Annotated in this window: 28 protein-coding genes; 13 read left to right on the top strand and 15 right to left on the bottom strand. The window is 75.2% G+C overall.

From position 1 onward, the window contains the following. Window positions 1-63: 63 nt before the first annotated feature. Complete coding sequence (locus O7600_RS24710; protein ID WP_281590873.1) at window positions 64-519, bottom strand: septum formation initiator; 456 nt, start codon at window positions 517-519, stop codon at window positions 64-66. 103 nt (window positions 520-622) lie between these two features. On the opposite strand from O7600_RS24710, the gene O7600_RS24705 reads away from it, so the two are divergent. Beyond that, window positions 623-1,315 carry a response regulator transcription factor gene (locus O7600_RS24705; RefSeq protein WP_281590872.1) on the top strand — a complete coding sequence of 231 codons (693 nt, stop codon included), beginning with the start codon at window positions 623-625 and terminating at the stop codon, window positions 1,313-1,315. Continuing rightward, entirely contained in the window at window positions 1,312-2,589 is a 1,278-nt protein-coding gene (locus O7600_RS24700; protein WP_281590871.1) for a HAMP domain-containing sensor histidine kinase, read from the top strand. The genes O7600_RS24705 and O7600_RS24700 overlap by 4 nt, the downstream gene beginning before the upstream one ends. A 6-nt stretch (window positions 2,590-2,595) precedes the next feature. Here the strand turns inward: O7600_RS24700 and O7600_RS24695 are convergent, their stop codons facing one another. Next, window positions 2,596-3,363 carry a maleylpyruvate isomerase family mycothiol-dependent enzyme gene (locus tag O7600_RS24695; RefSeq protein WP_281590870.1) on the bottom strand — a complete coding sequence of 256 codons (768 nt, stop codon included), beginning with the start codon at window positions 3,361-3,363 and terminating at the stop codon, window positions 2,596-2,598. Window positions 3,364-3,516: 153 nt separating this feature from the next. Here O7600_RS24695 and O7600_RS24690 point away from each other — a divergent pair, with 153 nt between their 5' ends. Both O7600_RS24690 and O7600_RS24685 read left to right on the top strand, forming a co-directional pair. Beyond that, complete coding sequence (locus tag O7600_RS24690; protein WP_281590869.1) at window positions 3,517-4,164, top strand: PepSY domain-containing protein; 648 nt, start codon at window positions 3,517-3,519, stop codon at window positions 4,162-4,164. A 136-nt stretch (window positions 4,165-4,300) separates the two neighbouring features. Next, a complete protein-coding gene (locus O7600_RS24685) occupies window positions 4,301-5,401 on the top strand; it encodes a hypothetical protein (protein ID WP_281590868.1) in 1,101 nt (366 codons plus the stop codon). 1 nt (window position 5,402) lies between these two features. Here O7600_RS24685 and O7600_RS24680 read toward each other — a convergent pair whose 3' ends face one another. Then, on the bottom strand, window positions 5,403-5,684 hold the full coding sequence (locus tag O7600_RS24680) for an iron-sulfur cluster biosynthesis family protein (protein ID WP_091581101.1): 282 nt from the start codon (window positions 5,682-5,684) through the stop codon (window positions 5,403-5,405). A 242-nt stretch (window positions 5,685-5,926) separates the two neighbouring features. On the opposite strand from O7600_RS24680, the gene O7600_RS24675 reads away from it, so the two are divergent. Continuing rightward, a complete protein-coding gene (locus O7600_RS24675) occupies window positions 5,927-6,643 on the top strand; it encodes an aquaporin (RefSeq protein WP_281590867.1) in 717 nt (238 codons plus the stop codon). Between the two features lie 76 nt (window positions 6,644-6,719). Then, window positions 6,720-8,303: a D-alanyl-D-alanine carboxypeptidase/D-alanyl-D-alanine-endopeptidase gene (gene dacB, locus O7600_RS24670; protein WP_281590866.1), complete on the top strand. Its 1,584-nt coding sequence runs from the start codon at window positions 6,720-6,722 to the stop codon at window positions 8,301-8,303. Window positions 8,304-8,319: 16 nt separating this feature from the next. On the opposite strand, the gene O7600_RS24665 is transcribed toward dacB, so the two are convergent. The 7 genes from O7600_RS24665 to O7600_RS24635 all read right to left on the bottom strand — a co-directional run bounded on the left by O7600_RS24665 (window position 8,320) and on the right by O7600_RS24635 (window position 13,378). Then, window positions 8,320-8,631 (bottom strand): hypothetical protein, encoded by a 312-nt coding sequence (locus O7600_RS24665; protein WP_281590865.1) that lies wholly within the window; start codon window positions 8,629-8,631, stop codon window positions 8,320-8,322. Window positions 8,632-8,721: 90 nt separating this feature from the next. After that, window positions 8,722-9,063 (bottom strand): DUF1330 domain-containing protein, encoded by a 342-nt coding sequence (locus O7600_RS24660; RefSeq protein ID WP_281590864.1) that lies wholly within the window; start codon window positions 9,061-9,063, stop codon window positions 8,722-8,724. 100 nt (window positions 9,064-9,163) lie between these two features. Next, on the bottom strand, window positions 9,164-9,601 hold the full coding sequence (locus O7600_RS24655; RefSeq protein ID WP_281590863.1) for a nitroreductase family deazaflavin-dependent oxidoreductase: 438 nt from the start codon (window positions 9,599-9,601) through the stop codon (window positions 9,164-9,166). A 77-nt stretch (window positions 9,602-9,678) separates the two neighbouring features. Beyond that, the gene (locus tag O7600_RS24650; RefSeq protein WP_281590862.1) at window positions 9,679-10,551 is read right to left on the bottom strand and encodes a hypothetical protein; all 873 of its coding nucleotides are present in this window, start codon (window positions 10,549-10,551) and stop codon (window positions 9,679-9,681) included. A 167-nt stretch (window positions 10,552-10,718) separates the two neighbouring features. Continuing rightward, a complete protein-coding gene (locus O7600_RS24645) occupies window positions 10,719-12,071 on the bottom strand; it encodes a hypothetical protein (RefSeq protein ID WP_281590861.1) in 1,353 nt (450 codons plus the stop codon). A 206-nt stretch (window positions 12,072-12,277) separates the two neighbouring features. Then, complete coding sequence (locus O7600_RS24640; protein WP_281590860.1) at window positions 12,278-12,730, bottom strand: pyridoxamine 5'-phosphate oxidase family protein; 453 nt, start codon at window positions 12,728-12,730, stop codon at window positions 12,278-12,280. 54 nt (window positions 12,731-12,784) lie between these two features. Continuing rightward, a complete protein-coding gene (locus O7600_RS24635) occupies window positions 12,785-13,378 on the bottom strand; it encodes a pentapeptide repeat-containing protein (protein WP_281590859.1) in 594 nt (197 codons plus the stop codon). Between the two features lie 65 nt (window positions 13,379-13,443). Between O7600_RS24635 and O7600_RS24630 the strand changes: the two genes are divergently transcribed. Further along, window positions 13,444-14,676 carry a serine hydrolase domain-containing protein gene (locus tag O7600_RS24630; protein WP_281590858.1) on the top strand — a complete coding sequence of 411 codons (1,233 nt, stop codon included), beginning with the start codon at window positions 13,444-13,446 and terminating at the stop codon, window positions 14,674-14,676. A gap of 53 nt (window positions 14,677-14,729) precedes the next feature. Then, the gene (locus O7600_RS24625; protein WP_281590857.1) at window positions 14,730-15,371 is read left to right on the top strand and encodes an NAD(P)H-binding protein; all 642 of its coding nucleotides are present in this window, start codon (window positions 14,730-14,732) and stop codon (window positions 15,369-15,371) included. Here O7600_RS24625 and O7600_RS24620 read toward each other — a convergent pair whose 3' ends face one another. Together O7600_RS24620 and O7600_RS24615 are read right to left on the bottom strand one after the other, a co-directional pair. Next, window positions 15,372-15,836 carry a PPOX class F420-dependent oxidoreductase gene (locus tag O7600_RS24620; RefSeq protein ID WP_281590856.1) on the bottom strand — a complete coding sequence of 155 codons (465 nt, stop codon included), beginning with the start codon at window positions 15,834-15,836 and terminating at the stop codon, window positions 15,372-15,374. A gap of 31 nt (window positions 15,837-15,867) precedes the next feature. After that, the gene (locus tag O7600_RS24615; protein ID WP_281590855.1) at window positions 15,868-16,509 is read right to left on the bottom strand and encodes a hypothetical protein; all 642 of its coding nucleotides are present in this window, start codon (window positions 16,507-16,509) and stop codon (window positions 15,868-15,870) included. 300 nt (window positions 16,510-16,809) lie between these two features. Here O7600_RS24615 and O7600_RS24610 point away from each other — a divergent pair, with 300 nt between their 5' ends. Further along, window positions 16,810-17,586 (top strand): D-Ala-D-Ala carboxypeptidase family metallohydrolase, encoded by a 777-nt coding sequence (locus tag O7600_RS24610; protein WP_281590854.1) that lies wholly within the window; start codon window positions 16,810-16,812, stop codon window positions 17,584-17,586. Between the two features lie 111 nt (window positions 17,587-17,697). Here O7600_RS24610 and O7600_RS24605 read toward each other — a convergent pair whose 3' ends face one another. The 3 genes from O7600_RS24605 to O7600_RS24595 all read right to left on the bottom strand — a co-directional run bounded on the left by O7600_RS24605 (window position 17,698) and on the right by O7600_RS24595 (window position 20,272). Continuing rightward, a complete protein-coding gene (locus O7600_RS24605; protein ID WP_281590853.1) occupies window positions 17,698-18,186 on the bottom strand; it encodes a hypothetical protein in 489 nt (162 codons plus the stop codon). Between the two features lie 120 nt (window positions 18,187-18,306). Next, window positions 18,307-18,978: a response regulator transcription factor gene (locus O7600_RS24600; RefSeq protein ID WP_281590852.1), complete on the bottom strand. Its 672-nt coding sequence runs from the start codon at window positions 18,976-18,978 to the stop codon at window positions 18,307-18,309. Window positions 18,979-19,033: 55 nt separating this feature from the next. After that, window positions 19,034-20,272: a histidine kinase gene (locus O7600_RS24595; RefSeq protein ID WP_281590851.1), complete on the bottom strand. Its 1,239-nt coding sequence runs from the start codon at window positions 20,270-20,272 to the stop codon at window positions 19,034-19,036. A 133-nt stretch (window positions 20,273-20,405) separates the two neighbouring features. On the opposite strand from O7600_RS24595, the gene O7600_RS24590 reads away from it, so the two are divergent. The 4 genes from O7600_RS24590 (at window position 20,406) to O7600_RS24575 (ending at window position 23,398) form a co-directional block, all read left to right on the top strand. Further along, entirely contained in the window at window positions 20,406-21,305 is a 900-nt protein-coding gene (locus O7600_RS24590; RefSeq protein WP_281590850.1) for an ATP-binding cassette domain-containing protein, read from the top strand. Continuing rightward, the gene (locus O7600_RS24585; RefSeq protein WP_281590849.1) at window positions 21,302-22,090 is read left to right on the top strand and encodes an ABC transporter permease; all 789 of its coding nucleotides are present in this window, start codon (window positions 21,302-21,304) and stop codon (window positions 22,088-22,090) included. Before O7600_RS24590 ends, O7600_RS24585 begins: the two co-directional genes overlap by 4 nt. A gap of 2 nt (window positions 22,091-22,092) precedes the next feature. Continuing rightward, a complete protein-coding gene (locus O7600_RS24580; protein ID WP_281590848.1) occupies window positions 22,093-22,797 on the top strand; it encodes a hypothetical protein in 705 nt (234 codons plus the stop codon). Window positions 22,798-22,897: 100 nt separating this feature from the next. Continuing rightward, a complete protein-coding gene (locus O7600_RS24575; RefSeq protein ID WP_281590847.1) occupies window positions 22,898-23,398 on the top strand; it encodes a hypothetical protein in 501 nt (166 codons plus the stop codon). Window positions 23,399-23,576 lie beyond the last annotated feature (178 nt).

Raw genomic sequence — 23,576 nt, 5'->3', positions numbered from 1 at the left:
CCCGTCAACCAGCGACAGGGCTGTCCGATCACTGACAGTCAACGCCTCTGAGCTGGGAAAACGTCAGTCGTCGAGGTCCCGGACCGGGACCCCGTCGCGGCAGCGCAGTCGAAGTTCGTGCTCGTCGGAGGCGCCGACGAAGCGGATCTCGACGTGGTCGTCCGGACCTCTGTCGTCGTCCTTCGTCCGGTATCCCGGCGCCGGCGACCACGTCACCACGCGCACCCCGGCCGGCCCGCACTCGGCCTCCACGCTGCCGCCGGCGGTCACGAAGCCACGCCGGGACCCGCCCGGGGTGGACGGCCCGCCCGTCGTCGGCACCGGGGTCGCGCGCTCCGACCTCGGCGGAGCCGCCCCGGGCTCGGCGAGCGCGCGGGCGACGTCCTGCTCGGTGCGTACCCCGCCGGCCGTGCCGGTGATGCCCGCGCCCACCAGGTCGACGGCGGCCAGCCCGACGAGCGTGGCGGCGGCGGTGGTGGCCAACCAGCCGGTGACGGCGAGCCACGAGCGGCGATCCATGCCCCGAGTGTGCCCCGTGACCGGGTTGGGCGGGTCGTGGGGCGACGCTAAGGTCCGGTTAAGGGGCGCCGTCCCCGGCCCGTCCGGGGGCTAACCTGCCTTCGTGGCGCGCCTGCTGCTCGTCGAGGACGACCTGACCATCCGCACCCCGCTGCTGCGCGCCCTGCGCGAGTACGGGCACGCGGTCGCGGCCGCGTCGACCGCCCTGGACGGGCTGCGCGACGCCCTGGACGACCGGCCCGACCTGGTCGTGCTCGACCTGGGTCTGCCCGATCTGGACGGTGCCGAGATGCTGCGCATGCTGCGGGCGGTCAGCGCGGTGCCGGTCGTGGTGGCGACCGCCCGCGACGACGAGGCCGGCATCGTCCGCCTGCTCGACGCGGGCGCGGACGACTACCTGGTGAAGCCGTTCACCGCCGCGCAACTCGACGCGCGGATACGCGCGGTGCTGCGGCGTTCGGCCGTCGGGGACGCGGCGGAGGCGGCGCTGGTGGTCGGCGGGCTGCGGATCGACCCGCGGGGTCGTCGGGTCACGCTGGACGGCGCGCCGGTCGAGCTGACGCCGCGCGAGTTCGACCTGCTGCACCACCTCGCCGGCCGGCCGGGACAGGTGGTCACCAAGCGGGAGCTGCTGACCGAGGTCTGGCGGATCCCGTACGGCGGGGCGGACAAGACGGTCGACGTGCACCTGTCCTGGCTGCGCCGCAAGCTGGGCGAGAGCGCCCAGCGGCCGCGTTACCTGCACACCGTACGCGGGGTCGGGGTGCGGCTCGACGTGCCGGGATCCGACCGGTGAGGGGTCGCCTGACGCTGCTGGTCGCGGCGGTCGGCGTGCTCGTCATGATCGCGTTCCTGGTGCCGCTGGCCGTCCTGGTGCGCACCGTCGCCGCGGACCGGGCGACCACCCGCGCGGCCGCGGACGTCCAGCGCCTGGTCCCGCTGGTCGGCACGGCCGATCCGGCGACGATTGAATCCACTGTGGACCAGCTGGGTGCCGACACCGGCCGCGACGTGAGCGTCTTCCTGGCCGACGGCACCGTGCTCGGCGCGCCGGCCCGACGCACCCCGACGGTCGAGCTGGCCGCCCGGGGCGAGAGCCTGACCGTCGAGTCCGCCGCCGGGCGGGAGGTGGTCGTCGCGGTCCAGGGCCGCCCGGAGGGGACCGGGGTGATCCGCACCGTGGTGCCCCGGGGTGAGCTGACCGCCGGGGTCACCCGCGCCTGGCTGGTGCTGGCGCTGCTCGGCGCGCTCCTGGTGCTGGTCGGCCTCGTCGTCGCGGACCGGCTGGCCGGCACCCTGGTGCGGCCGATCTCCGCGCTGTCGGCCGTCTCCCACCGGCTCGCCAACGCCGAACTCGACGCCCGCGTCGAGCCGGCCGGCCCGCCCGAGCTGCGGGAGGTAGCGGGCGCGCTGAACCACCTCGCCGGACGGATCCAGGTCCTGTTGCGCGAGGAACGCGAGCAGGTGGCCGACCTGTCGCACCGGCTGCGTACCCCGCTGACCGCCCTGCGGCTGGAGGCCGAGACGCTGCGGGATCCGGACGACGCGGCCCGGCTGACCGCCGCCGTGGACGGCCTGGAGCGGGCCGTGACCGGGGTGATCCGGCAGGCCCGATGGCGCAGCACGGCGTCCGCCGGCGGCAACTGTGACGCGGCGGCCGTGGTCGGCGAACGGGTGACGTTCTGGTCGGTGCTCGCGGAGGACACCGGGCGGACGCTGACGGTCGACCTCGCGCCCGGCCCGATGCCGGTCCGGATCGGCGGGGACGAGCTGGCCGCCGCGGTGGACGCGTTGCTGGGCAACGTCTTCGCCCACACCCCGGACGGCACCCCGTTCGAGGTACGGCTCGCGGAGCGGGCGGACGAGGTGACGCTCACCGTGACCGACGCCGGCCCGGGCCTGCCCCCGGGCTCGCTGCGCAGGGGCGCCAGCGGGGCCGGGTCGACCGGTCTCGGGCTGGACATCGCCGAGCGGGCCGCCCGGGCCGGCGGCGGCCGCCTGGAGCTGTCGGCCGGGCCCGATGGTGGCGCCCGGCTGGCGCTCACGCTCGGCGTCGTGGCACCGCGCTGACACCGCCTACTCGGGCTCCCACTCGTCGAGCAGGTCGAAGAGGCCGCGGTCGCCCTCGAGGTCGAGCGAGTCCATCGAAATCCGGCCGTAGAAGGCCAGGACCAGTTCGCCGGCCGTACCCCGGGCGGAGACGTCGGCCGCGCCCGCGTCGGTGGGTCCGGGCAGGCGGTCGGCGCGTACGCCGTGCGCGGCGAGCTGCTGCCGCCAGGAGCGGCCCTCGGTGGCGTGGTAGTCGACCGCGGCGGGCCCGTGCGGCCAGCCGGCCGTCGTCGTGCAGCAGGTGGAGAGGAACTCCTCGACGCCGTCGAGCGCCACGTCGTCCGGCAGCGGCCGGGGCGCGCCCACGGCGAGTTGGGCGTCGTAGGTGTGCACGGCGATCTCCTGGAGCTGGTGCCGGGCGACGGCGCCACAGGTCTGTGGTGACTGCGACGTGCCCCACCACGTCCAGCAGCGCCGGTCCGGGCCGGCGTCGCGCAACGCGTCCACGAGGTGCCGCGACGAGTCCGCCAGCCAGGCCAGAAGGGCCTCGCGCTCCCGGGGCGCGGCCGGCCCTTCCGGGGTGATCCGGCCCGGGGCGTCCGGTCCCGCGGCGACGGTCGCGGCCCAGGAGCGACGCCCCTCCCCCAGGTGCCGCGCCAGGTCGAACAGCGACCACCTCGGACACGTCGGAACCCGCAGGTCGAGGTCGGGCGCGGCGGCCACCGCGGCGCGGAAGGCCGCCGACCGTTCGTCGATCAGCCGCAGCAGCGCGGGAAACTCCAGGGTCTCGTGCACCCGCCCATTCATCCCCCCGGCCGGTCACCCGGCAACCGCTTTTCCCCCGCCGGCCCGGTCTCTCCGCCTTAACCCGGCGTTGTCCCTCGGCTAGCGCGACGGCGACTGTCCGGGGCGCAGTCTCGACGCCAGGAATCGAGGAGAGGTGGCGACATGCGACGAACTTCCCTGGTGTTGGCGGCGGCCGGTGGCGTGGCGGTGCTGGCGGTGGCCGGCGCGGCGCTCGGCGTGACCGCCGCCGAGCGGTCGGGCGGGCCGACCGCGCCGGCGGCCGTGACGGTCGAGGACAACCCGACCCGGCCGGGAGCCGACGACACGACCGGGACTGGCGCGTCCGGCGAGGACAACCCGGAGCGGCAGGGGGTGGACGACGACGCCACCGCCGGCCAGGGCGCCGTCGGCGGGGACGACCCGGCCCGACGCGGGGTGGACGACGACGCGACCGGTGCGGCGACCGGCGGCGCGGTGAGCCGGCAGCGCGCGGCCGAGGTGGCCCTGGCCCGGACCGGCGGCGGCCGGGTCATCGAGGTCGAGGCGGAGACCGAGCACGGCCGTCCGGCGTGGAGCGTCAAGGTGGACCGGGACGGCTGGCGGCACGAGGTGAAGGTCGACCGGGGCACCGGCGCCGTGCTGGAGGTCGAGCGGGAGCGGGCCGGCGCCGACGACCAGAGCCGGGACGACAGCCGGGGCCGGGACGACGACGGGAGCCGGGACGACAGCCGGGTTTGGGACGACGACGGGGGCCGGGACGACAGCCGGGGCCGGGACGACCGGCACGACGACCACGGCGACGACGACTGACCGGCGACCGGGTGTCGGGGCCGGAACGCGGCGGGGTCCGCGTCCGGCCCCGGCGGCGTCTGCCCGGCGGAGGCCGCCGACCGGCGGCGGGGCCAGATTCTGGTGACGGAGAGCAATCGCCCCGCTACATTGAATTATGGTGCCCGCACCCGGAGGTCGACGGCCGGACCCGGTCTACCGCCCGGTGCTGGCCGGCCGGCGGGGTGAACTGGAGGCCCTGGCCCACCTCGACGACGCCGCCGCGGCGCTGCTCGCCCCGGTCGTCGACGTCCCGCCCGACGATCCGTCCACACCGGAGGCTCTCGGTCGACTTCCCACCGGACTGCTGCCGGCCGTCGACGTGTCGGCGCTGCCGGACGCCCCGGAACACGATCCGGTGCGCTGGGGCGTACCGCTGGTGCCGGTGATCGGCCTCGCGGAGAGTGACCGACGGCTCGCCGCCCACGGCGTCGCGGCCCGGGCCTGGGCGCGGCGGGCCGTGGTCCGGCTGCGGACCGGCCCGGACCGGGCCGGCCCGGACGCCACCACCGCGGCGGTGGAGCGGGTGTGGCGGTCGACCGGGCTGATGCCGGAGCAGTGCGACCTGCTGCTGGACGCGGGGGACGTGTGCTGCCCCGCCGACGTCCGGCTGGCCGAGCCGCGGGTGCGCCGCGCGGCCGAGTGGGCGCGGCGGCACGCCTGGCGCTCGGTGACCGTGGCGGCGGGCGGGATGCCACCGGCGCTGTCCCGGTTCCCCACCGACGAGCCGGTGCGGCTGGAGCGCTACGACTGGCTGCTCTGGCAGCGCCTGGCCGACCTCCGCCTGGGTTACGGCGACTACGGCGTGGGCTGTGCGGTGCGCGGGGCGGACGCCCCCGGCGACCGGCTCCCGACGGTGCGGTGGACGGCGGAGGACGCGTGGTGGGTCTACCGCTGGTCGCGGCGGGGCGGGCGGGGCGACGAGCGCTTCGCCGACCTGTGCCGGACGCTGGTGGCCGCCCCGCACTGGCCGGCGGCCGGGGCCGGCTTCTCCTGGGGCGACCACGAGATCCTGCGCCGGGCCCGGCGTGGCGCGGGCGCGGGTTCCGCGGCCAACTGGATCGCCTGGAGCACGTCGCACCACCTGGCGCACGTGCTGGCCGCGCTCGCCGGGCCGGATCGGGAGCGGCGCGAGGGGTCGCGGTGGGCCGGCCGGGACGCCCCGGAGCGGGGACGCGCCGGCCGGCAGCGCGGCGGGGAGGCCCGCCGCGCCGGTTGAGTCACTCCTGCTCGGTGAAACCGAACTGGACGACGCCCTCCTCGTCGACGACCGCGTCGACCGAGGTGTCGTTGAGCAGTTCGGCGGCATCGGAGTCGAGGAAGATCCGGGCCCCCTGGGTGTCCACCACCTGGTCGCCCTGCACGGGCTCCGGGACCAGCTCGATGGAGAGCGCGCCGGCTTCGGTGTCGGCGGCGATGCGCAGCCCGCCCGCGTCGGCGACGTCCTGCTGGGCGGCGAGGTCCCGGATCACCAGGACGGCGTTGTCGGTCATGGTCAGCATGGCGGAACTCCTCATGGCTGGGTTTCGGGATTCGCGGGCGACACGGCCCACGCGGTCGGCTCGCGACCCGGAAGTGGGCGAACCACCGTTCGCCGCACGGAAGCGGGGGCGGTACACGGCCCCTCCCCACCCACGGTGCCCTCTGGACGGGGATCCGTCAAATGGAGTCGGCGGATCGGCTGCGGTCCGCGTGAACAGGGGTTTTCTCCTCCCGAGGGCCGGCGGATCCATAAGCTCGGGGCATGGACGACCCGCGCAGGTACGTCGCCGAGTTCCTCGGCTCGCTGCTGCTGATCTTCTTCGGCGTGGGCAGCGCCGTCTTCGCCCGGGTCCAGGGCGGCGTGGTGGTGGTCGCCCTGGCCTTCGGGTTCACCATGCTGGCGCTGGTGTACACGATGGGGCCGCTCTCCGGCAGTCACATCAATCCGGCCGTCACGTTGGGTGTGCTGCTCTCCGGGAAGATCTCCCCGGTGGGTGCGGTGGCGTACTGGATCGCCCAGTTCGCCGGCGCCACCGTCGCCGCGTTCGTGATCTGGGCACTCACCCGCTGGGGTGACGTGGTCGACCAGACCGGCGCGCTCGGCACCAACGGGTACGGCGCGCACATCAACCTGGGCGGCGCCGCCGTGCTGGAGACGGTGCTGACGTTCCTCTTCGTCCTGGTGGTGCTGGTGGTGACCGGCCGCGGTGAGCACGCCGCGTTCGCCGGGGTCCCGATCGGTCTCGCGCTGGCCGCCGCGCACCTGGTCGGCCTCACCCTGGACGGCACCTCGGTCAACCCGGCCCGATCCTTCGGTCCGGCCCTGTTCCAGGGCGGCACCGCGCTGCGCCAGCTCTGGGTGTTCATCGTGTTCCCGCTGCTGGGCGGCGCGCTCGCCGCCCTGGTCGCGCCGCTGATCCTGCGCCGGGGAGCGGACGGTCCGGGACCGGCGGAGCGGGTGGCCACAACGCGCCCCTGAGGCGGCGCCGGCGGTTGGCAATAACCTTTCGCCGCGGAGGCTTTCCCGCAGGAAAACTCCATGGCAGCATCGACACATGCATCGCCGTCTCTTCACTCGGGCGCTCGCGGTGTCGGTGCTGGTCGCCACCGCGGCCGCCGCCGGCCCCACCACCGCCACGGCCGAAGCGCCCACCCCCGCGCAGACCCGGCTGCACGCGACCATCGACGCGATCCTCGCCGACAGTCGACTCGACGGCGCCCAGGCCGGCGTGGTCGTGGTCGACGCCGCCACCGGCCGCACCCTCTACGACCGCAACGGGCAGCGGCGGCTCGTCCCCGCCTCGAACACCAAGCTGCTCACCTCGACCGCCGCGATGGATCTGCTCGGCCCCGGGCACCGCTTCACCACCGACGTCAGCACCGACGGGCCGCGTCGCGCCGGGCTGCTCTCCGGTGACCTCTACCTGCGTGGCGGGGGCGACCCGACGATGCTGGCGGCGGACTACGACCAGCTCGCCGAGCAGGTCGCCGCGGCGGGCGTCCGGGTGGTGACCGGCGACCTGGTCGCCGACGACACCCGCTACGACCGCAGCCGGCTCGGCCCGGACTGGACCTGGGACGACGAGCCCTACTACTACGCCGCGCAGGTGTCCGCGCTGACCGTGGCCCCGGACACCGACTACGACGCCGGCACGGTGATCGTCCACGCCGAGCCCGGGGCGCGGGCCGGCTCCCGGCCGAAGATCTCGATGACCCCGGACAACGGCTGGCTGCGCGTCGACAACCGGGCCCAGACCGTCGCCGAGGGCGAGACGACCATCTCCATCGAGCGCGAGCACGGCGGCAACACCGTGGTGGTGACCGGGCAGATCGCTGTCGGTGAGGCCACCGAGAGCGACTGGGTGACGGTCTGGGAGCCGACCGGCTACGCCGCCGACGTCTTCCGGTCCGCGCTGCGCCGGCACGGCGTACGGGTGCTCGGCCGGACCGTGCTCGGCGCGGCTACCCCGGACACCGCCCGGCCGCTGGCCCGGCACGACTCGATGCCACTGGCCGACCTCATGGTGCCGTTCCTCAAGCTCTCCAACAACGGGCACGCCGAGGTGCTCACCAAGGAGCTGGGCCGGGTCCTCTCCGGCTCGGGCACCTGGTCCGCCGGCCTGTCCGCCATCGGTGAGTACGCCGGGGACGCCGGGGTGGACACCGGGACGCTGCGCCAGCGCGACGGCTCCGGGCTGTCCCGGCGCAACCTCGTCCCGCCGGCCCAGTTCGTCACGCTGCTGTCGGCGGTCCGCGCCGAGCCCTGGTTCGACACCTGGTACGCCGCCCTGCCGGTCGCCGGCAACCCGGACCGCTTCGTCGGTGGGACGCTGCGCAGCCGGATGGTCGGCACCGCCGCCGCGGACAACGTGCACGCCAAGACCGGCAGCCTGACCGGCGCGTCCGGCCTCTCCGGCTACGTCACCGACGCCGACGGCCGGCTGCTGGCCTTCTCGATCGTGCTCAACAACTACCTGACCTCGTCGGTCAAGGGGCTGGAGGACCAGATCGCGATCGCGCTGGCCACCTACACCGAGAAGGGGGCGGCCACGGCCCGGATGACGGTGCCGACCGCGCCGGACTCACCCCGGGTGCCGGAGGGGCGGGAGTGCTCCTGGGTCAAGCCGGCCCTCTGCTGACCGGCGGCCCGGGCGCTCAGGCCCCCGGCCGGAAGGGGCGCGGGGCGGCGGTGGGGTCGCCCCGCTCGACCAGCGCGTCGATCTCGGCCGGCGGCAGGCCGCGCAGGGCGAGCACCCGGCGGCCCCAGCTGTGCAGGCGGCACGGGTGCGGGCTGGCGTCGTTGCGGCAGATCGTCCCGCCCGACCAGGACCGGGGCGCGTGCACCACCACCGCCCGCACCGCGAACTGGACGTCCTCGACCGTCACGTACGGCGGCAGCGGGATCTCCCGCAGCACGCCGCCGTCGGGGGACGGGCGGGCGGGGGCCACGGGCGCGGGGCGGCTCATCGGTCGTTCCTCCACTGAGGATGGTCGGGCGGGACGTCGAAAACGTACGACGCCCCGCCCCCGACGCGACGGACAAACTGTCCCGGCGGTTCAGCCGCGGGCGGCCCGCATGCGGGCGGCGGTGCGGGCCGCGTCGTAGTCCGGGCCGACCCCGTCGATGATGATCGTCTCCCCCTCGATGTTCCGGGTCCGCAGCGGCAGGATCTCCTGGTACGCCGGGGACGCGTACCAGGCGCGGGCCCGCTCGACGTCCGGGAACTCGACGATCACCACGGTGCCCGGCCACTTGCCCTCCAGGACCTCGGGCTCGGCGCCGTGCACCCGGAACCGCCCGCCGAACGGCGCGAAGGTCGACTGCACCTTCTCGATGTATTCCAGGATCTCCTCGTTGAGCTGCGCGGGACGCAGGCTGGCGAGCGCGAACGCAGGCATGGTTCCTCCCCGGTGACGGCGCCGGTCTCGCGACGCGGCAGGTGCCACCGATTCTGCGCGGGCGTCCGCGCCCGGTCGATTACCCGGCGGGTAAGCGCGGTCAGATCCGCTCCAGCACCACCACCGGGATCTCCCGGTCGGTCTTCGTCTGGTACTCGTCGTACGCCGGCCAGACGGAGGTCATGGCACGCCACAGGCGCGGCTTCTCCGGCGGCGTGGCGGTGCGCGCCCGGGCCCGGAAGGTGTCCGGGCCGACCTGCACCGTGACCTCGGGGTCGGCGAGGAGGTTCAGATACCAGGCCGGATGCCGCGGCGATCCGCCGCGCGAGGCGACCACCAGGTACGCGTCGCCGTCCCGGCCGTAGATCAGGGCGGTGCGCCGCAGGTCACCGGAGCGCCGGCCCCGGGTGGTCAGCAGCAAGGTGAACACCCCGGGCCGCCACTCGTGCCCCTCCGCACCGCCGGTCTCCACATAGCGCCGGATGTGGTCGGCGACCCACCCCTCGGGACTGTCGCGCACCTGCTCGCTGGTGGTCATCGGTCGCTCCGGAGATCGTTCGGGCTGGTCCGGCCCACGGTACCGCCGGCCCGGGCCGGGCACCCGGCGATCGTCGATCAGCGCAGCGCGGCGGCCTGGAGACTGACGTTCCCGCACTGGCCGAGCGACTCCTCCACGGTCCAGGTCAGCAGCAGTTTCGCGCCGCGCGGAGCCCGGAACCGGATGGTGAAGTCGGCGGTGAGCGCGGTGTGCGGATCCTCCATCCGGACCGTGCTGACGGGGCCGCCGGCGACCCGGACGTCGAGCCGGCCCCGGGCCATCCACAGCCCGGCGTAGAGGTGCACGGTGCGCGGCTGCCCGTCGCCGGCCACGGCCAGGGCGAAGCCGCTGCCCCGGTCGCAGGTGTAGACGCCCGACATGGTGCCGCTGGCCGACCCGACCGGCACGCCGTCGCGCCACGCGTACTCCTCCGGGTTGTTGCTGTAGCTCTCCCGCCGCCCCCGGCCGCCCTCGTCCCGGATCGCGCCGGAGCCACCCCGCTTGCGCACCGTCCGGTCGGCACCGAGCAGTCCCCAGTGGACCCAGTCGACGGCGCCGACGGCGCTGAGGTCGACGGTGGCCGGCACCTCGGCACGGCTGACCGCGAGCGTGGGGGCCACCGGGGACGGGGCCACCGTGGACGGCGACGGGCTCGGCGACGGCGGCCGCTGTCGGGGCCGCAGGCCGGGGGTGGCGACCGCGCCGTCTGCCTCGCTCGGCAGCCCGACCCGGCCGGTCGGCGCCACCGGCAGCGCCGCGCTCTCCTCGCGGGGTGTGTCGTGGTGCTCGGTGCCCAGGTAGGCCACCAGCGCGGCCAGGCAGAGGAACGCGGCCAGGCCCTCCAGCGCCAGCCGTCGCCGGCGCCGCAGCCGGCGCAGCGCGGACCGGGTGTTCGGGCGGCCCTCACGGTGCGAGCCGGGGCCGGTTCGCGAACGATCCTCCTCGCCCACACACCCTCCGCTTCGGTCACCCGGCGCCGTCGAGGGGCGACCGGAGCGCGACGGGCTTCACGGTGTCACCGGACGGCCCTTTGCGCCATATGTGGGCCGACGGGCGTTTCCAGTTCGTTACCAAGCGGTAGCGGTCCGGACCCGCCACGAGCCGGCCGCGCGGTCGCTCAGCTTACCGTGATCGCTTCCAGCGACACCCCGTCGTTCTGCCCACCGGTCACCGTGAGCGCCCGCCAGGTGATCAGCAACCGCTGGCCGCGGGGCGCCCGGAAGTGCACCACGTACTGGTAGAAGCGGTCACCCCGGGCCAGCGCCACCTCCCGGACGGCCGGGTCGTGGCCGCCGGGAAGCGACACGTCGAGCCGCGCCCCGGCCGAGAACGCGCCGACGAACAGCCGCACGGTCCGCAGGTCCCCGCTGCCGGCCACGGCGAGCGTGAAGGCCTTCCCGGCGCCTCGCTGGAAGACACCCGCCCGGGTCCCCTCCTGCCGCGCGGTGGGCGTGCCGTCGGTCCAGTTGAGGTCGGCGACCCCGGCGTTGTGCTCCAGCCGGTCACCGCCCGGATCCTCGATCTCGCCGGTGCCGCGTTGCTTGCGCTGCACGCTCTCCGCGCCGGTGCCGCCCCAGTGCCGCCAGTCCCGGGTCCCGAGCAGGCTGAGCGACACCGACGGGGGCACCGGTTCCTGGTCCAGGTCGAGCAGCGGCCCACCGGGCAGGGCCGGACCGCCGGTGTCCGGCACCACGGTGGGGGGCGCCGCGGTCGGGGCCGGGGTCGGCGCGGTGGGCGCCGCCGCGGGCGGGGCCGGACGCCGTCCGGCCGGTGGCTCCGGCGACCGCGCCGTGTACGCCAGCGCCACCACCGTCACGGTCAGCGCGGCGGTGGTGAGGACGACCCGTCGGCGTCGCCGCCGGGCGCGGGCCGCGGCCACCCGGGTGGCCGGCTGGTCGGGCGCCGACGCCGGCCCGGGACGCGCGGCCTCGGGCAGCCCGGCGGACCACGCCCGCACCCGGGCGGTGAGCGGGCCGGCCAGGTCGGCGAGCCGGGCGCGGAGACTCTCCGGCGCCGAGTGCCGACCCGGCGTTCTCCCGTCCCACGCCCCGTCGAGGTGGGGCGACACCGGCTCGCGCCGGGTCGCGAGGCCGCCGCCGCCGTCGCCGTCGCCGGCCGACGACCGGGCGGGCCCCGGACCGACTGGTCCGGGCCCGGTCGGTACCGGTCCGGTCGGTACGGGTGCGGTCGGTACGGGTCCGGTCGGTACCGGTGCGGTCGGTACGGGCCCGACCAGCGGGGAGCCGCCGACGGCGGGATGCGCCGGCACCGCGTCGACCACAGGCGCGTCACCCGCGTGCTCCGCCGTCGGGAGTTCCGGACCGGCCGGTGGGCCCACGGGGAGGTCCGGATCGCCGGGCAGGCGGCGGGGCCCGGCGGGCGCCGGCGGCGTGCCGGCCGGCCCGTCCGGTACGGCGGGCAGCCAGCCGCCGACCCGAATTCCGGACTGCGTGAGTTCGTCCTCGGCCACGGACCCTCCCTCGGCCACCGCGCCGGCGGCCGTCACCGTGGCTCGCCGCAGGGCAGGATGACACACCCCTCGATCGTCGAGAAGCCGTCGACCCAGGCCAATTTCCCGACAGTCGCCGCGCGCGCGCCGCCGTTCCGGCGGGGTGGCCCCTTCCGAACGGACCGGTTGCCGCCAATTCCCCGAGGTGGTGGGTGATCGGGGCCGGGTCAGCGCCGCTCGCGCCGGCGGAGCCCACGGTCGGGGTGCCAGCTCTCGATCACCAGGTGGTCCGGGGGCTCCCCGACCCGGGTCAGCACCACCTCGGTCACCTCGATCCGGAACCGGTGCGAGCCGTCCTCGGCCGGCGGCTCCTCGTGCGCCCGGCCCGTGATCTTCGCGTCCCCGCCCCAGGCGGACGGATCGTCCGGCGACGTGTCCTCGGTCGGGCTGTGCACTGCCACCCGGGGGTCGCGCCGCAGGTCGAGGGCCTTCACCGCGCCGGCCATGCTGCCCAGCCGGAGCTGCCCGTCGTCACCGAAGTCGAACTCGGTGCCGCTGATCCGGGGCGAGCCGTCGCGCCGCAGCGTCGCCATCGTGCCGTGCTTGCGGACGGCGAAGCGGGCGCGCACCCGCGCCGCGAAGTCGGGTTCGGACGCCATGAGGTCGGACCACCACGTCATGGGGCCAGTCTGTCCGGCAGACCTGACAGGTCGCGGCAACTTTTCCGGGCGGACTCAGCCAACCTGGAAGCCGAGCGCCTGGGCCAGCAGCACCGCCTGCTCGACGTCGATCCGCGCGCCGGCCCGCTCCACCGCGGTCGGGTCGAGCGCGGACAGGTCACTGCCCCGCAGGTCGGCGCGGGTCAACTTGACCGCGTGCAACTGGGCGCCGGAGAGGTCGACGCCGGTGAGCACCGCGCCGGTCAGGTCGGCCCCGGTCAGGTCGGCCTCGCGCATCCGTACGTCGGTGACCCGCGCGCCGCGCAGGTCGGCGCCGGGCAGCGCGACGAAGGACCAGTCACCCCGGTCGACCCGCAGCGGGCGCAGGTCGCAGCGGTCGAAGGTGCTGCCGACCAGCTTGCAGCCGGTGAACTCGGCTTCGAACAGGTTGCACCGGGTGAAGGAGCACCGGGTGAACGCCGAGTCGGTGTGCCGGGAGGCGTTGAACGCCACGGAGCCGAAGACGCACTCGGTGAAGACCGCGCCCCGGCTGACCGCCTCGGTCAGGTCGACGTCGAAGAACTCGCAGCGCACGAAGTGGCGGTCGACCAGGTCTTCCGCGTACCAGTCCTGCTGGCGGTAGGTGACGTCCTCGACCGGTTCGGGCATGCCGCCGACACTAGTGTGGGCGGCCGACACTTCCCGCCCGCCGTACCGGCCGGTAGGTTCGCGTCGTGAGTGTCGCAGTGAGCACCGAGCCCGACCGTGTCGGCTTCGACCCCGCCCGGCTGGCGCGGATCGACGAGCACTTCGCCCGCTACGTGGACGACGGCCGGCTCGCCGGCTGGCAGATCGTCGTCACCCGGCGCGGCGAGATCGCCCACTCGGCCACCTACGGTCTGCGCGACCGGGAGGCCGGCACGCCGGTCGAGGCGGACACGCTCTGGCGCATCTACTCGATGACCAAGCCGATCACCTCGGTCGCCGCGATGATGCTCTGGGAAGAGGGCCGGTTCGAGCTCAACGACCCGGTCAGCCGCTGGCTGCCGGAGTTCGCCGACGTCCGGGTCTACGACAAGGGCTCCGTGCTCAAGCCCTACACCGTGCCGGCGACCGAGCCGATCCGGATCTGGCACCTGCTCACCCACACCGCCGGCCTGACGTACGGCTTCGCCCAGGTCTCGGTGGTCGACGGCCTCTACCGGGCGGCGGGTTTCGACCTGGGCGTGCCGGCCGGCGCGGACCTCGCCGCGGCCTCGGCCGGCCTGGCCCGCCTGCCGCTGCTGTTCCAGCCCGGCACGAGCTGGAACTACGGCGTCTCCACCGATGTGCTGGGCCGCCTGGTCGAGGTGGTCTCCGGGCAGTCCCTGGACGCGTTCTTCGCCGAGCGGATCCTGCGCCCGCTCGGGATGACCGACACCCGCTGGTGGGTCGACGCGGCGGACGCCAAGCGGCTGGCCGCCCTCTACGCCCCGCACCCGGCGACCGGCCAGGCGGTACGCGCCGACGGGATCGGCCGGGCCGCGCTGGCCGAGCCGAGCTGGCACTCCGGCGGCGGCGGTCTGGTCTCCACCGCCGCCGACTACCACCGCTTCACCCAGTTCCTGCTGCGCGGCGGCGAGCTGGACGGGGTGCGCCTGCTCGGCCCCCGCACGCTGCGCTTCATGACCCGCAACCACCTGCCCGGCGGCCGGGACCTGGCCTCGTTCTCCCCGGAGGGGTTCAGCGAGACCGTCCTCGACGGGATCGGCTTCGGGCTGGGCTTCGCCGTGGTGCTGGACCCGGTGCCGTCGCGGGTGCCCAGCAGCGTGGGCGAGTACTACTGGGGCGGCATGGCCAGCACCGCGTTCTGGGTGGACCCGGTGGAAGAGGTCACCGCGCTGCTGTTCACCCAGCTCATGCCGTCGAGCACCTACCCGCTGCGCGGCCAGTTGCGCCAGCTCGTCTACTCGGCGCTCGTCGACTGACCGGTTCGGCGGAACGGCACCCGCCCGGCGGCCCGCTGCCTAGCCTGTGAGGCATGAGCGACATCGTCGTGTTCGGCGCCGGCGGGACGGCGGGCTCCCGGATCGCCGCCGAGGCGGTCGAGCGGGGGCACCGGGTCACCGCGGCGGTACGCCGCCCCGAGGCCGTCGGCTACCTGCCGCCCGGCGTCCGCACGGTCACCGGCGACGCCACCTCGGCGCGGAGCGTACGCGAGCTGGCCGAGGAGGCGGACGTGCTGGTGGTGGCCATCGGCGGTGGGGAACGCGCGCTGTGGCGCGACGCCGCGCGGACGCTCGTCGACACGCTGCGCGAGCTGCCGGACCCGCCCCGGGTGATCCACGTCGGCGGCGGCGCGACGCTGCTCACCCCGAAGGGCACCCGCTACCTGGACGAGCCGGACTTCCCGGCCGACTACCGCGACTCGGCCGAGGGCCAGGCCGACGCCCTGGAGTTCTACCGCTCCAGCGCCGACGGGGTGACCTGGACGTACGTCTCCCCGCCGCCGCTGGAGTTCCATCCGGGCGAGCGGACCGGGCACTACCGCACCGGCACCGACCACCCGGTGACCGACGCGCAGGGACGCTCGGTGCTCACCTACGAGGACCTGGCGGTGGCGATCGTCGACGAGATCGAGAACCCGAGGTTCGGCAACGCGCGGTTCACCGCCGCGTACTGATCAGTCGGCCAGCCGGGCCGGGAAGCCGCCGGTGGCGATCGGACCCCAGGAGGAGATCGTGACCCGGATCAGCGACTTGCCCTGCTTCACCATGGCCGCCCGGTACTCGTCCCAGTCCGGGTGCTCGCCGGAGATGCTGCGGAAGTAGTCCACCAGCGGATCCAGCGCCTCGGGCAGGTCGAGCACCTCGGCCGTGCCGTCCACCTGCACCCACGGGCCGTCCCAGTCGTCGGAGAGCACGCACGCCGAGACGCGCGGATCGCGGCGGATGTTGGCCACCTTGGCCCGCTCCGGGTAGGTGGAGATGACCAGCCGACCCTCGGCGTCGACGCCGCAGGAGACCGGGGAGGACTGGGGGCGGCCGTCGGAGCGGGTCGTCATCAGCACGACGCGGTGCCGGGGGCGGAGGAACTCGGTCAGGGCGTCCCGGTCGACCCGGGTGTTGCGCGCGATGCTGCGTGGCATTACTCGGTTCTACCAGGCCGGCGGCCGGATCTCAGCGCGGGCGGCCGGCGGCCCGTCGCGGGGAGACCTGCTCCGGCACGCGGGGCCGCGCGGTCGGCCGCCAGGCGCGGCCGTTGGCGTAGATCACCCGGAAACCGAGGTACGCGGCGAGCGGCGCCCAGTGCGCCGAGCCCATCCGCAGCTCGGCGGCGTTGTGCCGCTGCCCGTTGGCCAGCACGTCGAGCAGCACGGTCTCGAAGGCGGCCGACTCGACCCAGTCGACCTCGCGGGTGAAGCCGCAGACCAGCGCCGCCCCGGTGACGTCGAGGAAGCCGCGCAGCGCGGCGTCCGAGGCGCGCAGCACCGAGCAGCTGCCGAAGTAGAGGCGGCGCCCCTCGCAGCGGCCGGCCATCCGCTCGGCCACGTCGGACAGCTCCACCGAGTCCCAGTCGGTGAGGCAGAGCCGGCTCGGTTCGCCGTGCATGGCGAAGAAGCCGACCCGGTGGTCCGCGTACTGCTTGAGCAGCCACCGGTCGAGGAAGTAGAACAGCTCGTCGCGGGTGGCGGCGTCCTTGTGGATGTAGCGGATCCGGCCCAGCCGTTCGAGCAGGTCGAGGGTGGGCAGGACCGAACCCCGCTCGTTGAGGTCACGGTGCCACTGCCCCTCGACGCAGAACACGCCGCCACGCGCCAACGCCCACCTCCCCGCCCGCGAGGGTCGCCGCCCGGGTCGGTCCGGGCCCGGCAGCAGACGTTACCGCTCCCGTCCGACAGGCGACATCACCCTCGGTGTCACCCCGCGCGCGGATGGTGCCCGACCGTCCGATTCGCAAACGCCACTATTCACAGGCAATGCCCAGCAACAATCGAATGTGAGAACAATTTCCGCTAATCACCACGAAGACTCCCGTCGGCTGTCACGGTGAATAGGACGGGACGTAGCGGTCGATGTGCCCCGTCCCAACCCCAGTTCCGCTCTCATCGGGAGGACTCTGTGCGCGTCAACACCCTGAAGCGGGCGGCCGTCGCGTTCGCGCTGGCCCTGCCCGGGGCCGCCGTCGCGACGGTCGTCGCCGCACCGGCGGCCCACGCCGACGGCTGCTACACCTGGCCCCGCACCCTGTCGCAGGGACGCTCCGGCGCGGACGTCCGGCAGCTCCAGATCCGGGTGGCCGGCTGGGCCGGATACGCCGGCGTCGTCCGGATCGACGGGAAGTACGGCCCGGAGACGGCCGCCGCGGTCAAGCGCTTCCAGTCCGCGTACGGTCTGCGCGCCGACGGCGTGGCCGGACCGCAGACCTTCGCCAAGATCTACGACCTCCAGGACAACGACTGCACGCCGAAACACTTCAGCTACAGCGAGCTGGACAACGGCTGCGGCAAGGGCGGGTGGAGCGGGGGCCCGCTCTCGTCGTCCGCCACCCGGGAGAACGCGGTACGCACCATGTGGAAGCTGGAGGCGCTGCGGCGCAGCCTCGGCGACAAGCCGCTCTACGTCTCCAGCGGGTTCCGCAGCATCGCCTGCAACAAGCAGGTCGGCGGCGCCGCGGACAGCCAGCACCTCTACGGCAACGCGGCCGACCTGACCTCGCGGGACCGGACCCTCTGCGAGATCGCCCGCTCGGCCCGGGACCAGGGCTTCAGCGGCATCTACGGCCCCGGCTACCCGGACCACGACGACCACACCCACGTGGACTCGCGCCGGGAGAACACCAAGGACAAGACGGCGAACACCACCGACTGGTCGGCACCGGACTGCGCGGTCAACTGACCCGGACGGCGGCGGCCCGACGCGGGGGTGGGGGCTCCCCGCGCCGGGCCGCCGCCGCCGTGACCCCGGTACGGCGCGGCCGACGCCACGTCGCGACCCGAGGGACGGGCGTCAGCTCGCCCGGGGCCAACGCGGCCGGGCGACCGGGGCGGGCCGCCCGGCGACGGGTCGCGGACCGGGCCGCACCGGCGGCGCGGCGACCCGTGGGACCGGACCCCGCGCGACCGGGGCGGCGGACCGGGCCGGCTGGCCCGGGGCGCCCGGCCGGGCGGGCTGACCGGCGGCCGGTCGGGCCGACGGCCCGCCCAGCACGAACGGGAACGGTACGTGCACGAACGGATTGCCGTGCCGGATCAGCGCGTCGATCTGACGCTCGTTGAGGCCGTGCGTCTCCAGCACCCGGCGCCCCCAACGGTGCAACCGGCAGGGGAACGCCGCCCCGTCGTTGCGGCACTTCGGCCCCGCGGGCCACTCCTCGGCGGCGTGCACCACCACCGCCCGGACCGCGAGGCGGACGTCCTCCGGGGTCAACGGCGCCGGCATCGGCACCTCGCCCAGGATCTGGTCGATGGGATCCGTCGACTGCTCACCAACTCGCACGGCAGGCCTCCCGCAGCTCGGCAGCGGTGCGGCGGACCGGCCGCACCACATCCTCGACCACTGGTACGGCCCGGAAACGGCGACAGTTCAATCCCGCGCGACGGTATGCGGAGACCGCTGTCAGACCAGGTCGGCGTCCTGGACCAGCAACGCCACCTGCACCCGGTTGTTCAGGTCGAGCTTGGTCAGCAACCGCGACACGTACGCCTTCACCGTCGCCACGCTCATGAACAGCTCGGCGGAGATCTCCGCGTTCGTGCGACCCCGGCCGAGCAGCAGCGCGACCTCCCGTTCCCGCTCCGACAGCCCGTCCAGCAGCCGTACCGCCCGGTCCCGCTCCGGATCCGGCCCGGGCATCGGCGCGGCGGCGGTCACGTGCGCGATCAGCTTGCGGGTCACCGCCGGGGACAGCGTCGCCTCCCCGGCCGCGACCCGGCGCACCGCGGCCACGATCTCCGCCGGCGGGGTGTCCTTGAGCAGGAAGCCGCTCGCCCCGGCGCGCAACGCGCGCAGCACCTGCTCGTCCGCGTCGAACGTGGTCAGCACCAGCACCTCGGGCGGTTGCGCGGTGGCGCGCAGCGCCTCGGTGGCGGCCAGCCCGTCCACCCGGGGCATCCGGATGTCCATCAGCACCACGTCCGGCGCGTGGGCGGCGACGGCCGCCGGCACCTCCGCCCCGTCGGTGGCCTCGCCGACCACCGTCAGGTCGGGCACGCCGCCGAGGATCATCGACAGGGCGCCCCGCACCAGCGGGTCGTCGTCCACGATCAGCACCCGCACCGACCCGGTCACGAGGCTCTCCCTGATCGCGACTGCGGGGCTCGCAGACCCGGCTCACTCCTCGCGCTCACGGGGCCACCGCCCAGGGCAGCCAGGCGGTCAGCCGGAAGTCGCCGTCGGCGTCCCGGCCGTGGTCGAGGCGTCCGCCGGCCAGCGTGACCCGCTCGGCGACGCCGACCAGCCCGGTGCCGGTGCCGGGGATCGCGGTGACCGGCCCGCCCACCGGCCAGGGGTTGCGGATCTCCACCGCCAGTCCGTCGCCGGGGCCACCGGCCAGCCGGACGGTCACCACCGCACCGGGCGCGTGCTTGCGCGCGTTGGTCAGCCCCTCCTGCACGATCCGGTACGCGCTGCGCCCGATCGCCGCCGGCACCTCGGCCGGTGCGGTCACCTCGTCGACCACGCTGACCCGTACCCCGGCGTCCCGGCTCTCCGCCACCAGCGCCGGCACGTCGCCGAGCGTCGGCTGCGGCCGCTCCGGGGTGGCGTCGGTGCTCACCTCGGCCCGCAGCACACCGATCACCTCGCGCAGGTCCTGCAACGCGGCGTGCGCGCTGGCCCGGATCACACCGGCCGCCCGGGCCACCTCCTCCGGCGGCGCGTCCGGGCGGAACTCCAGCGCCCCGGCGTGCAGGCTGAGCAGGGAGATCCGGTGGGCCAGCACGTCGTGCATCTCCCGCGCGATCCGGCCGCGTTCGAGCTGCCGGGCCTGCTCGAGCCGGAGCTGTTGCTCGGCCTCGGCCCGCTCGGCCCGGTCGCGCAGCGACAGCACGAGCTGGCGGCGGGCCCGGACGAACAGCGCCCACGCCACCACGATGCCGAGGAACAACACGGTCCAGGCCATCGCGGCCCAGAGCGGCATGGCCGGGTCGGGGCGGAGCGCGATGTAGGGCAGCGAGGTGACGACGTTCCAGCCGACCAGGGTCAGCCCCAGCGGCAGCGGGCGGTGCACCAGCACGGTGAACAGCACGATCAGCAGCGCGGCCCCGGCGGTGACCGAGAAGAACGTCAGCGGCGCGGTGGCCACCGCCAGCCCGACCGGCCAGCGGCGGCGCAGCCAGAGCGCGACGGTCGCCAGCACACCGGCGAGCAGGTCGATCCCGATCAGCCAGTCCGGCCCGACGTTGAGCGCGAACTCGGGGTCCCGGCTGACCGCGTCCTCGTGCGCGACCAGCACCCAGAGCAACGCGACCAGGAACAGCAGGCTGTCGACGAACCAGTCCCGCGGGGTCCGCCGGGGGGCCCGGGCGGGCACCAGGGAGCCCGGCAGGAGCCAGGGGTGATCGGGTACGACGGCGCTGCTCACCTGCCCCATGCTAGGGAGCCGTCCGGACCGGCTGCCAGCTACCAAAGTCGACGCCCGCGGTGAACCTCGGTCGGTGCCGGCGCCGACCGCCGGCCGCAGCGGATCACCGGGTGGCCCCGGCAGGCTTCTCGGCATGATCCAAGTCGACCACCTGACCAAGCGGTACGGCCCGCACACCGCCGTCGAGAACGTCACCTTCCGCTGCGAACCGGGCACGGTGACCGGATTCCTCGGCCCGAACGGCGCCGGCAAGTCCACCACGATGCGCATGATCTGCGGGATGACGCCGCCCAGCTCGGGCGGCGCCACGGTCGCCGGCCGGCCCTACCGTGAGCTGCCCAACCCCGGGCGGGAGATCGGCGCCCTGCTCGACGCCTCGGCCCAGCACGCCGGGCGCACCGGCCGGGAGACGCTCACCCTGGCCGCCCGCACCATGGGCGTGGACCGGGGGCAGGTCGCCGCGAAGCTGGACCTGGTCGGGCTGAACGAGACCGCCGCGCGACGGCGGGTCGGCGCGTACTCGCTGGGCATGCGGCAGCGGCTCGGCCTGGCGCTGGCGCTGCTGGGCGACCCCCGGGTGCTGATCCTGGACGAGCCGGCCAACGGCCTCGACCCGGAGGGGATCTTCTGGATGCGCGGCCTGCTGCGCGACTTCGCCGACCGGGGCGGCACGGTGCTGCTCTCCTCCCACCTGCTGCGCGAGGTGGAGGCGGTGGCCGACCGGCTGGTGGTCATCGGCGGCGGCACGGTGGTCGCCCAGGGCGGCAAGGACGAGCTGCTGGCCGGGGCCGGCACCCTGGTCCGCGCCCGGGACCAGCACGCCCTGCGCCTCACCCTGGACCGGGCCGCGCTGCCGGCCACCGCCGGCACCGACGGCGGCTTCGTCGTCCGGGCCGAGCCGGGGGAGGTCGGCCAGGCGGCCGCCGACGCCGGGCTGGTCCTCACCGAACTGCGCCCGGCCGGCACCGGCGGCCTGGAACAGCTCTTCCTCACCCTCACCGCCGGCGCGTCGACCAAGGAGTCCGTCCGATGACCACCGCCACCGTCCCCACCACGGCCCCGCCCCGGCACGATCCGGTCGTCTCCGGTCCCTCACTCGCCCGGCTGACCGGGGTGGAGCTGCGCAAGCTCGCCGACACCCGGGCCGGCCGCTGGCTGCTGGTCACGATCGGGCTGATCGCCGCCGGCATCGTGGTGGTGCAGCTCTTCGTCGTCGAGCCGGCGGACCAGAGCTTCACCGCCTTCTTCACCCCGTCGCTGCTGCCGGTGGGGCTGCTGCTGCCGGTGCTGGGCATCCTCTCCATCACCGGCGAGTGGTCGCAGCGCACCGCGCTGACCACGTTCGCGCTGGTGCCCCGCCGCCAGCGGGTGATCGCCGCCAAGCTCGTCGCGGTGGTGCTGGCCGCGCTCGGCTCGGTGCTGGTCAGCCTGGCCGTCGCCGCCGTCGGCACGCTCGCCGCCCGGGCCACCGGCGGGGCCGGGGCCTGGACGTTCGACTGGCAGCTGCTGCCCTACGCGGCGGTGTTCCAGGTGGCCAACGTGCTGATGGGCGCCGGATTCGGCCTGCTGCTGCTGAACACGCCGCTGGCGATCGTCACCTACCTGCTGCTGCCCACCGTGTGGAGCGTGCTGTCGGCGATGATCAAGGCGCTGCGGGAGCCGGCCGGCTGGCTGGACACCTCGCTCACCATGGAGCCGCTGCTCGGCCCGGACGTGACCGCCGGGCAGTGGGGTCGGCTCGGTGTCTCGCTGGCCGTCTGGATGGTCCTCCCGCTGACCGCCGGGCTGGTACGCACGCTGCGGCGAGAGGTGTCCTGACCGTGGCGGCCCGCGAACCCGGCGACGTCGTCGTGGTCGACGGCGGGCCCGGCGAGCTGGTGCTGATGTGGGTCGGGTTCCCGCTGCTCGGGGCGGGACTGGGCGCCGGGCTGACCGCCGTGTCCGGCTGGATCGCCGGACTGGCCTGGTTCCCCTTCCAGGGCGTGTTCGAGCTGCTCGACCGGTGGCCGGACCAGCGCGCGTACCCGGCCGGCGCGGGTGTGGCGGCGCTGGCCGGCCTGGTGCTGGCGTTCCTGGGGGCCCGGGAGCGGCTGACCGTGACGGTCGGCCACCGGTCGGTGCGGCTGCACCGCGACGGGCACGGCCGGGACGTCGCCCGGGCCGAGGTCACCGGCGTGTTCGTCGACGGCAGGGCGTTGGTCCTGCTGGACGACGCCGGGGGCGAACTGGCCCGGGAGCCGTCCGACCTGAGCGCCGAGCGGCTGCGCGCGGCGTTCACCCGGCAGGGCTGGCCGTGGATCGGGCAGGACCCGCACCGGGACGCCTACCGGCGGTGGGTGGCCGGGTTGCCCGGGCTGCCACCCGGCGCGGACGCCCTACTGCGGGCCCGGCAGCGGGCGGTCGACCGCGGCCACGGCGACGAGGCCCGGGAGCTGCACGGGGAGCTGGCCCGGCTCGGCGTCGTGGTGCGCGACGAGGGAAAACGCCAGTACTGGCGCCTGCTCCCCCACCCCCGAAACCGCTGACCCGGACCACCAGGGCGCCCCTGGCCCACCTCGGCCTCGGGCGGCGCGGTGGGGCGGGGCGGCCTACACTCGGGGCCCCGATCGCCCGATGGGAGGCCCCGTGCGTCCTCGGCTCGCACCTTCGGCCCTGGTCTTGGCCCTGCTGCTCACCGGCTGCGGTGGTGGGACCGAACAGGTCGCCCTGCCGCCGCCGTCGAGCGCCCCGCCGAGCACGCCGGCGCCGTTGACCGTCAAGGAGGCGAAGGGGCGTTACCTGTCGCTGGTCGCGCCGTACGACATCGCGCGGGACGAGTTGGCGGAAGCGATGAAGGCCGGTCGGGAGTGGCGGACGGTGCGGGAGCGGGCCGGAGCGGTCGCCGCCGCCAATGCCGCCTGCGCGGAGCAGTTGCGGGGCACGCGGTGGCCGGCCGCCGTGCAGGCGCCGATGACCGCGCTGCTCGCCGAGCACGAGGTCGCGTTGCGGCACTGGAAGCTGGCGGCCGAGGCCGGGAGCAACGCCGCGCTGCGCCGCGAGATCCGGGCCGCCGAGGCGCACGCCGGTGACCGGACGGCCGGCAAGGTCCGCGCCGCCCTGGGCCTGCCGCCCCGCCGCCCCGCCTGACCACCAGCCCAGCCCTTCGACCGCCCGCCGAAGCCCCCGAGCCACCCGGCCCCGAAGCCCCGTACCAATTGGCGGAACAGCGCGTCCACATCACGAGAACCACGAAGATCTTGGTACGAAAAGGCGCCTCCAGGGGCCGTTCCGTACCAAGATCTCGAACCGGCGTGTTCGGTGATCA

This window comes from Micromonospora sp. WMMA1998, assembly GCF_027497375.1.
In the GTDB taxonomy this organism is placed as follows: Bacteria; Actinomycetota; Actinomycetes; order Mycobacteriales; family Micromonosporaceae; genus Micromonospora; species Micromonospora sediminicola.
Note: the sequence above shows the minus strand (reverse complement) of the source record. Positions and strands in the feature narration are given on the sequence as shown.

Coding starts and splice junctions, on each gene's coding strand:
- O7600_RS24710 (WP_281590873.1), bottom strand. CDS start 519: ATGGATCGCCGCTCGTGGCTCGCCGTCACCGGCTGGTTGGCCACCACC.
- O7600_RS24690 (WP_281590869.1), top strand. CDS start 3,517: ATGCGACGAACTTCCCTGGTGTTGGCGGCGGCCGGTGGCGTGGCGGTG.
- O7600_RS24685 (WP_281590868.1), top strand. CDS start 4,301: ATGGTGCCCGCACCCGGAGGTCGACGGCCGGACCCGGTCTACCGCCCG.
- O7600_RS24680 (WP_091581101.1), bottom strand. CDS start 5,684: ATGCTGACCATGACCGACAACGCCGTCCTGGTGATCCGGGACCTCGCC.
- O7600_RS24675 (WP_281590867.1), top strand. CDS start 5,927: ATGGACGACCCGCGCAGGTACGTCGCCGAGTTCCTCGGCTCGCTGCTG.
- dacB (WP_281590866.1), top strand. CDS start 6,720: ATGCATCGCCGTCTCTTCACTCGGGCGCTCGCGGTGTCGGTGCTGGTC.
- O7600_RS24665 (WP_281590865.1), bottom strand. CDS start 8,631: ATGAGCCGCCCCGCGCCCGTGGCCCCCGCCCGCCCGTCCCCCGACGGC.
- O7600_RS24660 (WP_281590864.1), bottom strand. CDS start 9,063: ATGCCTGCGTTCGCGCTCGCCAGCCTGCGTCCCGCGCAGCTCAACGAG.
- O7600_RS24655 (WP_281590863.1), bottom strand. CDS start 9,601: ATGACCACCAGCGAGCAGGTGCGCGACAGTCCCGAGGGGTGGGTCGCC.
- O7600_RS24640 (WP_281590860.1), bottom strand. CDS start 12,730: ATGACGTGGTGGTCCGACCTCATGGCGTCCGAACCCGACTTCGCGGCG.
- O7600_RS24635 (WP_281590859.1), bottom strand. CDS start 13,378: ATGCCCGAACCGGTCGAGGACGTCACCTACCGCCAGCAGGACTGGTAC.
- O7600_RS24625 (WP_281590857.1), top strand. CDS start 14,730: ATGAGCGACATCGTCGTGTTCGGCGCCGGCGGGACGGCGGGCTCCCGG.
- O7600_RS24620 (WP_281590856.1), bottom strand. CDS start 15,836: ATGCCACGCAGCATCGCGCGCAACACCCGGGTCGACCGGGACGCCCTG.
- O7600_RS24590 (WP_281590850.1), top strand. CDS start 20,406: ATGATCCAAGTCGACCACCTGACCAAGCGGTACGGCCCGCACACCGCC.
- O7600_RS24585 (WP_281590849.1), top strand. CDS start 21,302: ATGACCACCGCCACCGTCCCCACCACGGCCCCGCCCCGGCACGATCCG.